Consider the following 13,930-nt stretch of genomic DNA (forward strand, 5'->3'; position numbering starts at 1 on the left):
TACGCGACCGACACATCACCCGCCAACGGCCCCATCGACCATCCGTCACCGGCAATGTGATGCACCACCAGCACCAGGACATGCTCGTCAGGACCGGCCTCGAACAACCAGGCCCGCAACGGAATCTCAGCGGCGAGATCGAAGCGATGACCCGCGACATCGCTGATCGCCGACTCAAGGTCAGTCACCCGCTCGACCGCAAGAGGCACCGAGGCCTCTTCGGTCGAAAGAATGTGCTGATAGGGCTGACCGTCCACCGTGGCGAACACCGTCCGCAACACCTCGTGCCGGCCCACCACATCACCCAGCGCCATCCGCAACGCCTGCACGTCCAGCTCACCGGTCAACCGCAGAGCCACAGGAATGTTGTAGGTCGCCGAGGGACCCTCCAACTCGCCCAGGAACCACAACCGCTGCTGCGCGAACGAGACCGGCACCCGCTCCGCCCGCTCCACCCGAACCAGCGGCTGCCGCCTCACACCCGAAGACGCCAACCGGCCCGCCAGAGCAGCAACAGTCGGTGCCTCGAACAACGTCCGGATCGGCACCTCCGCCCCAAAGACCGACCGCACACGACTCACCAACCGCGTCGCCAGCAGCGAATGACCACCCAGTTCAAAGAAGTTGTCGTCCACCCCGACCGTGGGCAGGCCCAGAACCTCGGCGAACACCGAACACAGGAGCTCCTCCTGCACCGTCGCCGGCCCCCGGCCACGGTCGGCCGCCAGGTAGTCCGGAGCCGGCAGGGCCCTACGGTCCAGCTTGCCGTTCACCGTCAACGGCAGCACATCCAGCACCACCAACGCGGACGGCACCATGTACTGCGGCAACATCGCGCCGAGATGGGCACGCAGGGCAGCGGAATCGACACCGCCAACCTCACCGGTGCCGGGAACGATGTAGCCGACCAGACGCTTGTCACCAGGACGGTCCTCACGCACCACCACCGCCGACTGAACCACCGACGGATGAGCGCTCAGCGCGGCCTCGACCTCACCCAACTCGATCCGGAAACCCCGAACCTTCACCTGGTCATCGGTCCGCCCGAGATACTCCAACTGCCCCTCGGCGTTCCACCGGGCCAGGTCACCAGTCCGGTACATCCGCTCACCCGCAGTGAACGAATTGGCAACGAACCGCTCCGCCGTCAGCCCCGGCCGATCGAGATAGCCCCGCGCCAGCTGAACACCGGCCAGGTACAACTCACCCGCAACACCCACCGGAACCGGCCGCAGAGCCGCATCCAGCACATACACCTGAGTGTTCCAGACCGGGCGCCCGATGGGGACACTGCTTCTGCTGGTGTCGCTGTCACACGTCCATGCAGTGACCTCGACCGACGCCTCGGTGGGGCCGTAGAGATTGTGAAGCGGAACGCCCAGTACGTTCCGGAACTGCCCGACGATGTCGCTGGAGAGCGCTTCGCCGCTGCAGAACACAGCTCGCAGGCCGGTACAGGCGGCGGCCGGTTCGCGGAGGAAGACCTGCAGCAGGGACGGAACGAAGTGCGCGATCGTGACACGTTCACGTTGGATCAACTCGGCCAGATACCCGGGGTCCCGGTGGCCCGAGGGCTTGGCGACCACCACCGTCGCACCCTGGAGCAGCGGCCAGAAGAACTCCCGTACCGACACATCGAAACCGAACGGGGTTTTCTGCAACACCCGGTCCGAGGCAGTCAAGTTGTAGGTGCCCTGCAGCCAAGTCAGCCAGTTGACGATACCCGCATGGGGTACGGTCACGCCCTTCGGCCTTCCAGTGGACCCGGAGGTGTAAATAACGTAGGCGGGGTGGGCGGGCAGGAGGGTGGCACGACGCTCGGTGTCGGTGAGGTCGGTGTCCTCGAAATCCTTGAGTGCGGTGATGCTCCGGGGGTCGTCGAGGGCCAGGTGCGACGCCTCTCCGCCGGTGAGACGGCAGGCCAGGTCCGTGCTGGTGAGCACCAGGAGGGGCCGGGCGTCGCTGAGGAGGTAGGCGATCCGCTCGGCGGGGTAGTCGGGGTCAATGGGTACATACGCCCCGCCGGCCTTGACCACCGCGAGGAGGGCGACCACCAGGTCGACGGAGCGGTGCATCATCACCGCGACCGGCGACTCGGGTCCCACACCCTGGTCGATCAGGAACCGGGCGAGGCGGTTGGCCCGCGCGTTGAGGTCCGCATAGGTCACCTCGATGCCCTCGAAAACCACGGCGACCGCGTCCTGGGTGCGGGCGGCCTGGGCCTGGAACAGCTCCGGCAGGGTCGCCGCGGGCACCTCCCGGGCGGTGTCGTTCCACTCCTCGACGACCAGACGCTCCTCGGAGCCGCTCATCAACGTGATCTGGTGTACACGTTCCTCCGCGGTGGAACGCGCCATCCAATTCATCACGTCAAGGAATTGCGCAGCATGCTCATGCACCGCTCCCCGGCTGTAAAGATCCGGATTGGCCTCCACAACCACGGACACGCTTCCGTCGGATGACCTGTCGTACACCGAAATCGACAGGTCATTGAAATTTATGCCACCAAGCCCGTGCACACTGCTGGAGGCTTCACCAAATCGCAGATCGTAGTCAAAGGAGACGATATTGACCAGTAGAGGGTAAAGTCCGCTGCGCCCTACGAGTTTCAGGTCTCTGAGGATGTCCTCATAGCGGTATCGCTGATGCCGCAAGGCATCTCGCACTCCGCGAGACACCTGCTTCACGAGTTCCCTCACTGTGACCTTCGGCTGCACCGAGAGGCGCAGAGGAATGATATTCGCCGTCATTCCGGGAATGTCCCGCAGTGCAGTTTTTCTGCCTATTACGGGGATCCCGAGAATGATGTCCTCTTGTCCCGTCGCGCGATGCAGGTAGGCGGCGCTCGCAGCTACGGCCAGACCCGAGAGGCTCGTTCCCAGCCGACGCGCGGAGCTTCTGAGTTCCGTAGCGGCGTCGGCAGGGATACGGAGCGTATGCCGTGTCAGTTCATGGGGTGTGGTGGAAGGTTCCTGGCCACTCAGGCTGACCGGTTGAGGGCGATCTGAAAGACGCTCCGTCCAGTACTGCCGGTCCAGTTCGAATTCATCGGACGCCCGGTATTCGGCGTCGGCATCCATCAGTACGGAACTCGACGGAGGTCCGCTGTCCGCGAGGGATTCGCCGGCCAAAAGTGCTGTGTAGACCGCAGCCACTCGGGAGGCGATCCGGGATCCCGCGAGTCCGTCTGCGATGATGTGGTGAACGCGCTGATACCAGAGGAAGAGATCTTCATCCACCTTGAATAGGGCCTGGGTGAAGAGTTCACCACGCCGGAGATCCACTGGACGTCGCATGTCCGCCTGCATCCAGCCCTCCGCGCTGGAACGGGGGTCTCCCTCACGGCTCACGTCGATCACGTGGAACAGCCAATCGCTCCGCAGGTCAAAATACTGCCGCGGAACCTCGTCTGCGGTTCCCTCGAAGCACAGACCGAAAGAGTCGAATTCTAATACGACTCTTCGCACAGCTGCCTCGAATAAGCCCGTGTCCACCGCCCCATGAATTTCAATGCATTCACCCATGTTGTAGATCGGATTATCCGGATTCAGTTGCTGCGCATGCCATAAACCAAGCTGTCCGGCCATCAGTTCACGACGGCCACCACGCGATCCAGACATTCCCACACCCCGGTCAACGCTCGCGCTCCACACCAGGAGCAACTAAATTAAGCAATTTGACAACAATACTGATCCACTTGACCCTCTCAAGCCGAACTGGACACTGTCAACCTTCCGAGTGAATTGGGCAATCAACGGGCGCTTGATGTTGTTTTACAACAGTCGAATTGACCCAAGTTACCCCTTTCGCGGCCACCGCTCATAGATTGAAACGGGCGGAATCTCCACACTGGCGCAACCTGTTTGCCTACTCGTACATGCCGCTGCGTACCGACATACATACGCCCTCGATCCGGCAAACACACGACAACGTCGGCTTCTGAATCCCTTACCTGTCGGTAGCACCACCAGCCAGAGATTTCCGATTCGAAAGTGCAACTAGTAAAACGTGACGCAGCGGGTGTCGCTGTCTCCCCGCCGAACTCGGAAAGCAGCGAGCCGAAGCACACCCAAGACATCGTTGGCCGCCGCAAAGCACGCGCTACCATCACACGCAGAACTCCCGCCGGAACAAGCCGACGAGAGCTCCTCACCGCTCACACGCGTCACCAAACAGGGTTGCCGCGTCTGGGCCACAGGGATCACCAGGTCAGTAAGCCTGAACAGCTCCGCGCCCCATGCTGACGCCTGTTGGACGCCGTCGTCCGGGCCGGGCAGGGCGAGCGGTCCGAGCGGCACGAGCGCCTCGCCGTCGACCGCGAGGGGTTCGCGGCCGGTGGCGAGCACGCGCAGCCCGGCGCAGCGGGACAGCAATGCCGCGACCAGGTGGGCCACGGCGTCGATCAGGTGCTCGCAGTTGTCGACCAGCAACAGGCTCTCCCTGCCGCCGAGTTGGTCGACAAGTACGTCCAGCTCGTCGCCCTCCACTCGCGTCCGGCCCTCGAACACAGCGCCGCCGCGCAGCCCGATCCTGGCGAGCAGGGCCGCGCCGACCTTGGCCGGCTCGATGATCGAGGTGAGATCGACCATCCAGGCGCCGTCGCGGTACTCGTGGCGGTGGCGGCGGGCGGCCTCTACGGCGAGCCGGGTCTTGCCGGCGCCGCCCGGACCGAGCACGGTGACCAGGCGGCCGGCGGCGAGCAGCGTGTCGATCCGGGCGAGGTCGTCGTCGCGCCCGATGAAGCTGGTCAACGGGCGGGCAGGTTACTCGGCCTGGTCCACGCGGTGTCCGGGGCGGGCCTCTCCGCGCGCAGCAGGCTCAGGTGGCGCTCGCGCAGGGCGGCGGCCTGGCTGCGCCTCGTCGCCTGACCGGGACGCCCACGATGCGGCGCACGAAGGTGGTCAGTTCTCGCCGAAGTCCTTGGTCCTGATGAAGCGGCGGTCCGTTTTCGACGGGCCGCTGTTCGTTCCGCGCAGGATCCAGTAACCGGCGTCCTTGCGGGGCTTGTTGAAGCCGAACGTGCCGATGAGCAACTCGTCGCGGCCATCGGTGTCGAGGTCGGCGATGTGCAGGTCCCAGCCGAAGAAGTCGCGGTCCCCTTCGTGCTGCGGGGAGCCGCCGAGGCCGATCGCGCGCCGGTCGATCTTGACGGTACGGGCCATGTCGAGCCCGTCCTCGCCTCCGAGGAGCACCACCACCTGGCCGAAACGGCGATCGATGCCCGGTGACTGGGTCGCGATGTCGTCGTGGCCGTCGCCGTTTACGTCGCCGACCGCGACGGCGCTGACAACATCCAGCTTACCCAGATCGCGGGCGGCCCTGCCCCGGCCGAGGCCCTCGCCGCTTCCGTAGACGGCAACGGCTTCGGTGAAGCCCACCCGGGCGAGGGTGTCGGCGTGGCCGTCGCCGTCGAAGTCCCCGGCGGCCACGGGCTTGCCGCCGGGGACCTGGCTGTCGGCCTGGTTCGTGATGCCGGGTACGGCCCCGGCGGGTTTCAGCCCCTGGGGCGTACCCCGGTAGAACACGGCGTCGATGACGTCTCCCGGCATGTCGTCCTCGAAGCGGACATCCTCCTCGTCGTACTCGGACTTGGTCACCAGGTCGTCCCGGCCGTCGCCGTCGAAGTCGCCGACGACGGCGTGGGCAACTGACACCCAGCCCTGTTGGCCCACATCGACGGTCGAAGTGGTGCGGGGAGCCCCGCCGTCACGGCTGAGCGGGCCGTGCAGGACAGTGGCGAACTGCGGCTTGCGGTCGTACTCGCTGCCGGGCTCCGCCAGGGTCAGCAGGTCCAGGGCCCCGTCGCCGTCGAAGTCCCCGGCGGCGGTGGCCGGGAGGATGTCGGCGGGCAGCTTGGTGACGCCCGCGGGGCCGTCGCGGCCGCCCCACACGATGCGCTGGTCGGGCGTGTCCTTCCCGCTGGGGTGGCTCAGCAGATTGCGTACGACGACATCGGCGTGGCCGTCGTCATCGAGATCCCCGGTGAACTGGGTCGACCGGTCGTACGTGATCGGCGAGCTGGTCACCCGGGGGTCGGGCTTGGCGTAGCGCTCCGCGCGACGGAAGGCCTTGCCCGGCTTCGGGCCGCCGGGTGCGGCGAGGGCGACGAAGCGGTTGTTGTGCCAATCGCCTCCTGGCTTCGGCTCCTTGTACCAGCCGTTGACGACCGCGTCCGCGTGCCCGTCGCCGTTCACGTCGTCCCGGTTGACCTCGCCGTCGTCCCGCTGGGCAGGGGAAGGGGGCGTCGGCGCCGACTTCCCGTCATCGCCCGAGCAGCCCGTGAACAGCAGGGTGGTCACACAGAGGCAGACCAGGGCGACAGCAGGGCGGCGGGTGCGGCGGCGGGGCATGGCGCAAGTCTGCGCGACGCAGCTCACGGGCCCGTAACGGCGGAGTCAGGGTCGGATTCCGGTCGGGAGCCGAGCCGTTAGGGGGCGGTGAACGCGTCAGCGGTCACGTCGCGTTCGAGACTCGCCCCCTGAAAGCCGTACGTACCGATGTCCGCGACCTTGATCAGGAGGCAGTAGCGGTCGACCGCGTCCAGGGTGTCTGCCACTTGGTGGTAGTTCCTTCTCAGGAAGTGGATCGCGGCCTGGTTGGCCAGCGAGCTCTGGCCACAGACCAGCATGACCGGACGAGTCGCCTGCGGTGGCCTGAACTTGGCCACCAGGGCGTACTCCACCTCGTTCTTCCGATAGGGGTAGCGCCGGCCGCCGACGTCGAACGCCACCGACTCCGGACCCTGACCGTACGGCAGGATGCTGACGCCGGGCAGGTGGGCCGCGAGGTGCCCGCCCGTACGGAGGTTGGCCTCGCCGAGCGGACCGCCGATACAGAACTCCGTACGGTCGTCGTTGGTGCCGCGGAAGTCTTCGCTGGTCTCCGTCGCGACGTCACAGCCGAGTTGGCCGGCCAGGGTCGCGACCTCGATCATGGCGCGGATTTCCTTGTGCGTGGTGACGCCCCGCGTGTTGTGTTTGTTGCCTATGACGATGAAGCAGGTCTCCCCCGGGACAAGGCCGAAGAAGTCCGCCTTGCGCCGCAGCCGGCCGGCGCGCTTACCGCGCTCCCAGAGCCAGACGCACCCACCACCGATGAGGCTGGTCACCAGACCGACCAGCACATTGACGACTACGGAAAAGATCGCCGCCCCCTCAGGCCCCCGCCGCGCGCAGCAGTTCCGCGCGCCTCGAACGCCTGATCCTCCATGACGGGCCCTGCCTGTGACAACCGGATCCTGCCGGAACGACGGATGGTGGAGAGTGTGGGGCATGGAGTTCTTCTGCTACCACCGCGATCGGCCCAACTCTATTGCTCTGCGTCACGAGTTGCTGGAGGAGCACTGGTCCTACATGGACCGGTTCGACAAGGAGATGATCGCCCGCGGCCCGACCCTCACCGGGGACGACGTGCCCACCGGCAGCGTGCACGTCGTGGACCTGCCGGATCTTGCCGCCGCCCGCGCGTTCGCCTTCGACGAACCCGGCTACCAGGCCGGTGTGTACCGGGACGTGCTGCTGCGCCGGTGGCGCAACCTGCTGGGGCGCACCATGTGGGACTTCCCCGGTGGCGGAACCGACGGCAACCGGTACCTGGTACTCGGCCTTGGCTCGGGGCAGGGTGCCGACCTCGCCGTACCGCAGGGCCGGGACGACGAACTCATCGCGTACGGGCCGCTGTTGTCCGACGACGGCACCACCTGGCTGGGTACGGCGGTGCTGATCCGGGCACCGGACCCGGACACGGCCCGCGCCGTCCTGACCCCGGGCCTGTACGCCGACATCGAGGTCCACAACTAGCAGTTCGGCGGGCGGTCGTAGTGCACTGAGCACGCGGCGAGAGTCGTCGAGGCGCCCCGGTGCACCTCGATCCCCAAAGGGCCCTCGACACAACGGAGTTGGGGCCTCACCATGGTGCCCCATCGGTCCCGTCGACGGATGGGGCACTTCGTACTGGGGGTGGCTGTGGGGTACGAACGACTGCCGCGCGAGTACCGGATGAGACGGTCCCGGATGCACGTGTTCCTCTGGGTGATCGCCGTGGGCACGCTGAGCGTGCTGGTGGCCCTGTGGGGTGCCGAGGTGCCTGCCTCGTTCCGGTATCCCATCCTCGCGGCGTGGGTGGCTCTGATGGGGTGGCTCTTCTATGCCACGTTGCGCTGTTCGACCATCGCGGACATCAAGGCACTCCATGTACGCGGCATGGTGAAACGCCGGCGGTTGGCATGGGAGGACATCCAGGACATCAGGGCCGAGATCAACCCGGCATCGGCCATGCAGAGCGGTGCGCCCAACGCGCTCGTCCACGCCTACGGCCGGGACGGCGCCAAGGTGCTGTTGCCGTTCGTCGACGACCTTCATGTGAACGTCGAGCGCGAAGTCGGCCTGCTGCTCGACTCGTGGGTGGAACTGCGCGGCGCGGACTGGGCGCCCGACCCGCAGGCCGCGGTCCTCATCGACCGACGCGATGCACGTCAGGCGGCCCTCATGATGGGGTTCGCCGCCGTGATGCTGGCCTTCATCCCCCTGACCGTGCTGATGCTGCTGCCCCTCTTCGTCGACATGCCGGAGTGGCTGGAGTCCTTCCTGAACCCGTTCACGGTCATGGGAGTGGGAGCACCCCTGATCTTCGTGCTGACCGCGATCGCCTCGTACCGCGGCCGTCGGCCCAGCGGCTGACGGTCGCGGCCGGAGGCCCGCGGTCGGGGTGCGGGTGCGGGTGCGGGTGCGAGCGAGTGCAGCTACAGCCTCTCGGCCAGGAACGGAAGCACCACATCCGCCGCCTCGTCGGGTACCTCCTCGGCGAGGTCGTGGCCGGTGTTGAAGACGTGACCGGTGACGTCGTGGGCCATGAGCCGCATCTGGGCTTCGTTCCGGCCGCCGATGAACGCCGAGCCGCCCAGGTGATCGATTCCAAGGGGTCAGTGATTTCGTTGACTGACTCGATGACCTGCAGCAACGCAGTCACCCGGAGCGGGGCCAGGCCGGCGCCGCCGACTCCGGTCGAACCGACGGGACTTGCGCTCAGGCGATGGTGAGCGGTGCGACCCGCTCAGCGGACCCAGACAGGACCTTGCACACCGTCAGACGTACGGCTCAGCTGCCGGTTCAGAGAAGGTACCGGTACCTGTAACGTCCAGTCCGGCCAGGGCTGTTGCTGCCACGCAGCCGCCAGCCGGTATCGCGGCTTGGCCTACTTGGATTCGACTCGTCCGAGCAGGTTGGGGTCGGCCGTCAGCGCGTCGCGTGCCTCCTGCCAAGCGGGATCGCCCGGGTAGAGCTCAGAGCGGAGGTAGGCCCAGGTGAGCCGCTGGACCGCGGACACCCGGTCGATGTTCTCGTCCGTGGTCTCGGCGACGTCGTATCCAGAGATCCCGCCTAGCCCGTGCTCCGCGTCGAAGAGGGTGAGCAGGGACTTGGGGCCCGGGGAGAGGACGTACGGGTCGGCGTGCCAGTCCGCGCCCGCGACCGTCAGGTGGGCGGAGGTGTCCTTGTCGCCGGCGACCACGAGCGTGGGTGTCGTCATCTTGGAGAAGTCCGTGGTCAGGAAGAAGGAGAGATTCTCGGCCACGGACTCGGTGAGGGCGTCACCGCCCCTGCCGGGCGCGGCGAGCAGGACACCCGCCTTGATCCGGGGCTCGGCCAGGTTCACATCGGTTCCGTCGTCCGGATCGGCGAGCCGGGCACCGAGCAGCAGGCTCGCGGTGTGCCCGCCCATGGAATGCCCAGCCACGGCGACCTTGCTGTGGTCCAGCCGCCCGAGGAGTTGCGGGACGGCGGCCTCGATCACGTCGAGCTGGTCGAGGATGCGTGTCATGTCCTCGGCCCGCGACCGCCAGTACAGGGGCGCCCCGGGAGTACTGGGATCCAGGCTCAGCGTCCTGGAGCTGAGATGGGTGGGCTGGATCACCACGAAGCCGTGCGCAGCCCAGAAGTTGGCGAGTGGGGCGTAGCCGTTCAGCGAGGAGAGGTGGTTCGAGTAACCCTGCCCGTGCGAGAGGAGGATGACCGGCAAGCCGCTCCCTGTCACCGGCGCGGAGACCCGCACCTGAAGGTCTACCGCTCGCCCCGGGGCAGGCAGCACCACCGGGCCGACCGAGAGGACGGGCGTGGGCAAGCTGACGGTGTCGGCCGTCTGAGCCGATGCGCTCATGATGCGATTTTCCCTTCAATGGCCTCAGCTGCCCGTCTCGTTCGGACCGAGGGCAGGCGAGGCGGGCAGAAGCGTCCGGCTTCAGCCAGGCCGAAGCGGATCGTTGTTCCGTTTAACGTACGGAACCATGTTCCGCTTTGTCAACGGCAGCTGGAAGGAGGGCGTGACCCCCCTGCGGGCACCTCCGGGTAGGCACCGGCGCCCGCACCATGCGGGCCGACGCGCAGCGCAACAGGTACCGCAGTCGTACCGACGTCGACCGTGAACCCGTACGCCGCGAGGAACTGTTCGGGCAGGGTTACACCGTCAGCTCGGTGACCAACTCGTCCAGGCTGCTCGAACGCCAATTGAACGTGTCGGTGCTCGCCGACGGATCCCCGACCGGTCGGCATACATAGGCGGTTCGCATTCCCACCGCCTGAGCTCCGCGAAGGTCCCAGGCGTGAGCGGCGACCATCAGCACACGTTCCGGTGGACACCCTGCCGCGTCGAGTGCGAGCCGGTAGACCTCCGGCGCGGGCTTGTAGGCCCGGGCGTCTTCGGCGGACAGGGCCTGGTGCCAGCCCAGTTGGGCATGCGCGTTGAGGCGGAGGAGAGTCGCGCGACTGGCGTTCGAGAGTCCCAGTACGGGAAATCGCCGGGCGAGGCGCGCGAGTCCGGCGACGGAATCGCCCCAGGGTTTCAGACGCTGACTTGCGGCAGCCAGTCGCGCGATGGCCACCGGGTCGGTGAGCCCGGCGCGGTCGGCTACGAGTTGGGCCGCCTCGCGGTCGATGACCTCGGTGTTGGCGTACGCCCGGCCCTTCTCCGCGATGCGTTGCTGCTCGTGCTCGACATGGTCTTGCCACACCGTGAGCAGCTGCTCGACGGACTCGCCGTCGACCCCGGGCACCGCGTCGCGGATGGCCGCTCGGAGTCCGCCCGGCTCGTCGACCATCGTTCCGAGGATGTCGAAGACGATGACCTCGATGCCGTACGCCTCGGCCATGCGGTCTCCTCCTCATGGTGGCCGGGTGTGACGCGGTGCGGGTCGACATGCAGGTAGCGATTGTTGCCCGACCTTGCGTCACCAGTCAAGGAGGTGACGCACTGGTCGCGTCCAGTAGCTGGGCGGGCCCGTCGACGCAGCAATGCGCCAGCTGATCGCGGCTCGCAGTCGTCCGACCGTCTTCCGCTTTCGCTCGTACACGCGCAGGTCGCGCGCGAGGGCGCTGTTCCGGTTCCGGGTTGTCAGCCGGATCAGTCGAGTCATGTGTGCCTTCCGATCGACGGCTGGTCGGCCCGGTTAGGATGTGCCGCGCTTCGGGGATGGGCGTGTTGACGGGGGAGTTACAGGGATGGCGACGACGGTTGCCGCGCTGGTTCTGCGAGGAAAGAGGCGTACGGCGCTCCGCCTGGACGGCCAGGTGGTGGTACTGCGGACTGCCGTCGAGGAGCTCCGCATACAGGTGGAAGCGATGGCAGAGGTGGAGGCGGAGGGACGCGCCGTCGAGATCGAACTGCTGGGTGGAACCGAGCCGGTGGTCCACCGCGTCGAGGGAGTCCCCGAGGCAGGCGCTGCCGCGTTCGGGCAGGCGGTCGCTCGGCTGGTGCCTATGCCTGACGGTGACGCCGAACCCGTGGACGGTCTGTCGCTGGTGGACGTGCATCCGCTGCCCGGCCGGAACCGGAGGTGGTTCTCCGGGCGCAGACCGGTCGCCGTGGTGGGCGCCCTGTTCTATGCCGGGCTGGTGGCGGCCGTGGGCGTGGCCGGGGACGGGGAGCAGGTGGCCATACTGCTCGGCGGCTCGGTCGCGCTGTACGCCGGGTGTTTCATGATCTATGCCGGGGTCCGGGCCAACGTGGAGGACTGGCGACTGAAGCGGCGCGGCATCACCGTCGTGGCCCAGTTCTCGCACTACACCAACAAGTGGCGGGTGTACACGTATACGACAGCCACCGGCCAGAGCTACACGTACCAGACAACCGGCAGCGGCGCGGCGCCGATCGAGGTCACCTACGACCCTGCGCGGCCCGGCGGCGCAAGGGCGGGCGTCAGCCTCATGGACACAATCATCATGATCCTCATCCTCGCGATCCCTGGCTCCGTGGCGCTGATGGGCGTCTTCCTCGTCGGTCGCGCGGTCGCCGCACTGAGATGGCCTGGGACGACGCACTCCTTGCGCGCACAACTCGGCGGCCTTGAACCGTTCTTGCTCCCGCCGAGTCCGCTGCCTCGCGGTCAGACCACCCCTGTCCGAAACGGACGGTTGCCGGGCTGGGTGCCGGCCGCCGTCGAATACTCGGATGCGGGTGACGCCTACTCACGCCTAGGCTCCGCTGCGGGGACCGACAGGGCGCCCTGTCGGTGGCGGTCAGTCAGTGGATCGGGGATGTGCAGGGAATGACTTGTCAACTGTTCGCGGTCTGCTTCGGTGCGAGCGAGCCGCTGGTTCTGGCACGGTTCTGGTCCGGAGTCCTGGGCTGGGAGCTGGTGGACGATCCGGACGACGGCGTCACGCTCCTGCCCAGTGATGACACCGGGTTCCGCATCCGTTTCCTTCCGAGCCAGGAGCCGAAGGTCGTCCAGAACCGGATGCACTTCGATCTGACGAGCACATCCCTGGAGGACCAGCAGCAGACGGTGACCAGGGCGCTCGGGCTGGGTGGACGGCACATCGACATCGGCCAACTCCCGGAGGAGGGCCATGTGGTGCTCGCCGACCCCGAAGGCAACGAGTTCTGCGTCGTCGGGCCGGGCAACAGCTTCCTCGCCGACTGCGGATTCATCGGGGCGCTGGCCTGCGACGGCTCGCAGGAGGTCGGGTACTTCTGGAGCGAAGCACTGGGGTGGCCGCTGGTCTGGGACCAGGACCAGGAGACCGCGATCCGCTCGCCGCACGGCGGTCCGAAGATCACGTGGGGTGGTCCCCCAGTGGCGCCGAAGGCAGGCAAGGACCGGCTGCGTTTCGACCTCGCCCCGCCTGCCCAAGGTGATCAGCAGACAGAGGTCGACCGTCTGCTCTCCCTCGGGGCGAAACGAATCGACACCGGCCAGGGCGAAGGCAGCTGGGTGGAGCTGGCCGATCCCGACGGCAACGAGTTCTCTGTGCTGACGCCCCAGTAGCTCCGCCGGCGTCCGGGGCCGAGGTCTGGCGTCCGGGGTCCAGCGTCCGAGGCCCGTGTCCGGGGTCACGTAGAACATGTCCTGGAAAGGCAACTCCCCCGGCCTCACAGTCAGTTGATCCGCCACAGCCGGACGGTGCCGTCGTGGCTCCCGCTGGCTAGCGTGGTGCCGTCCGGGCTGAACACCACGGATCGTACGGTGCCCGTGTGGACAGTACTGGTGTGGCCGGTGAGGCTGGCCGCACTCGAACGGCGCGCGACGTTCCACAGCCGGACGGAGGCATCGTCGCTGCCGCTGGCCAGCAGCCGTCCATCGGGACTGAACGCGACCGACAACACGAACTCACTGTGGCCGTGCAGTATGCCGACGTTCGAACGGCTCGCGACGTCCCACAGTCGTACGTAGTCGAAGCTGTGGCCGCTGGCCAGGAGGGCACCGTCCGGGCTGAACGCCACGCACCACGCCCAGTCGACAGCGGAACTCCGGGTCATGGTCAGGGTGGCTGTCGTGCGTCCGGAAGCCAGATCCCACAGGTGAACTGCGTCCCGGGCGTCGGCCAGACTGGTGCCGTCCGGGTGGAAGGCGACCTCGGTCGACGTGATCCGTCGGGCGTCGGTCAGGAGAGCGGTCGGATTTCCGTTCTCCGAGTTCCACAGCCGGATGGTGCCGTCC

The 13,930-nt window shown here is 67.1% G+C and carries 11 protein-coding genes and 1 pseudogene; 4 read left to right on the forward strand and 8 right to left on the reverse strand.

Annotated features, from left to right (window positions below):
- The 4 genes from O3Q52_RS33895 to O3Q52_RS33910 form a co-directional block, all read right to left on the reverse strand.
- A partial coding sequence (locus tag O3Q52_RS33895) for an amino acid adenylation domain-containing protein (RefSeq protein WP_269652481.1) occupies window positions 1-3,587 on the reverse strand: 3,587 nt, incomplete at its 3' end.
- A gap of 411 nt (window positions 3,588-3,998) precedes the next feature.
- Window positions 3,999-4,751 (reverse strand): hypothetical protein, encoded by a 753-nt coding sequence (locus O3Q52_RS33900; protein ID WP_269652482.1) that lies wholly within the window; start codon window positions 4,749-4,751, stop codon window positions 3,999-4,001.
- Between the two features lie 150 nt (window positions 4,752-4,901).
- The gene (locus O3Q52_RS33905) at window positions 4,902-6,350 is read right to left on the reverse strand and encodes a VCBS repeat-containing protein (RefSeq protein WP_269652483.1); all 1,449 of its coding nucleotides are present in this window, start codon (window positions 6,348-6,350) and stop codon (window positions 4,902-4,904) included.
- Window positions 6,351-6,427: 77 nt separating this feature from the next.
- Window positions 6,428-7,108, reverse strand: coding sequence for a hypothetical protein (locus O3Q52_RS33910; RefSeq protein ID WP_269652484.1), 681 nt, complete (start codon window positions 7,106-7,108; stop codon window positions 6,428-6,430).
- 163 nt (window positions 7,109-7,271) lie between these two features.
- Here O3Q52_RS33910 and O3Q52_RS33915 point away from each other — a divergent pair, with 163 nt between their 5' ends.
- Together O3Q52_RS33915 and O3Q52_RS33920 are read left to right on the forward strand one after the other, a co-directional pair.
- On the forward strand, window positions 7,272-7,799 hold the full coding sequence (locus O3Q52_RS33915) for a YciI family protein (RefSeq protein ID WP_269652485.1): 528 nt from the start codon (window positions 7,272-7,274) through the stop codon (window positions 7,797-7,799).
- Between the two features lie 138 nt (window positions 7,800-7,937).
- On the forward strand, window positions 7,938-8,678 hold the full coding sequence (locus tag O3Q52_RS33920; RefSeq protein ID WP_269652486.1) for a PH domain-containing protein: 741 nt from the start codon (window positions 7,938-7,940) through the stop codon (window positions 8,676-8,678).
- Between the two features lie 62 nt (window positions 8,679-8,740).
- Here O3Q52_RS33920 and O3Q52_RS54240 read toward each other — a convergent pair.
- From O3Q52_RS54240 to O3Q52_RS33930, 3 genes and pseudogenes are all read right to left on the reverse strand, one after another.
- Window positions 8,741-8,902, reverse strand: a pseudogene (locus O3Q52_RS54240) (alpha/beta hydrolase); the annotation flags it as partial.
- A gap of 290 nt (window positions 8,903-9,192) precedes the next feature.
- Window positions 9,193-10,152 (reverse strand): chlorophyllase, encoded by a 960-nt coding sequence (locus O3Q52_RS33925; protein ID WP_269652487.1) that lies wholly within the window; start codon window positions 10,150-10,152, stop codon window positions 9,193-9,195.
- 298 nt (window positions 10,153-10,450) lie between these two features.
- On the reverse strand, window positions 10,451-11,140 hold the full coding sequence (locus O3Q52_RS33930; protein ID WP_269652488.1) for a haloacid dehalogenase type II: 690 nt from the start codon (window positions 11,138-11,140) through the stop codon (window positions 10,451-10,453).
- Between the two features lie 349 nt (window positions 11,141-11,489).
- On the opposite strand from O3Q52_RS33930, the gene O3Q52_RS33935 reads away from it, so the two are divergent.
- The gene (locus O3Q52_RS33935) at window positions 11,490-12,539 is read left to right on the forward strand and encodes a hypothetical protein (protein WP_269652489.1); all 1,050 of its coding nucleotides are present in this window, start codon (window positions 11,490-11,492) and stop codon (window positions 12,537-12,539) included.
- On the forward strand, window positions 12,536-13,258 hold the full coding sequence (locus O3Q52_RS33940) for a VOC family protein (protein ID WP_269652490.1): 723 nt from the start codon (window positions 12,536-12,538) through the stop codon (window positions 13,256-13,258). Before O3Q52_RS33935 ends, O3Q52_RS33940 begins: the two co-directional genes overlap by 4 nt.
- Window positions 13,259-13,368: 110 nt before the next feature.
- Here O3Q52_RS33940 and O3Q52_RS33945 read toward each other — a convergent pair.
- On the reverse strand, window positions 13,369-13,930 hold a 562-nt coding region (locus O3Q52_RS33945; protein WP_369124179.1), incomplete at its 5' end, for a WD40 repeat domain-containing protein.

Origin of the sequence: Streptomyces sp. ActVer (genome assembly GCF_027270795.1) — a bacterium.
Classification (GTDB): domain Bacteria; phylum Actinomycetota; class Actinomycetes; order Streptomycetales; family Streptomycetaceae; genus Streptomyces; species Streptomyces umbrinus_A.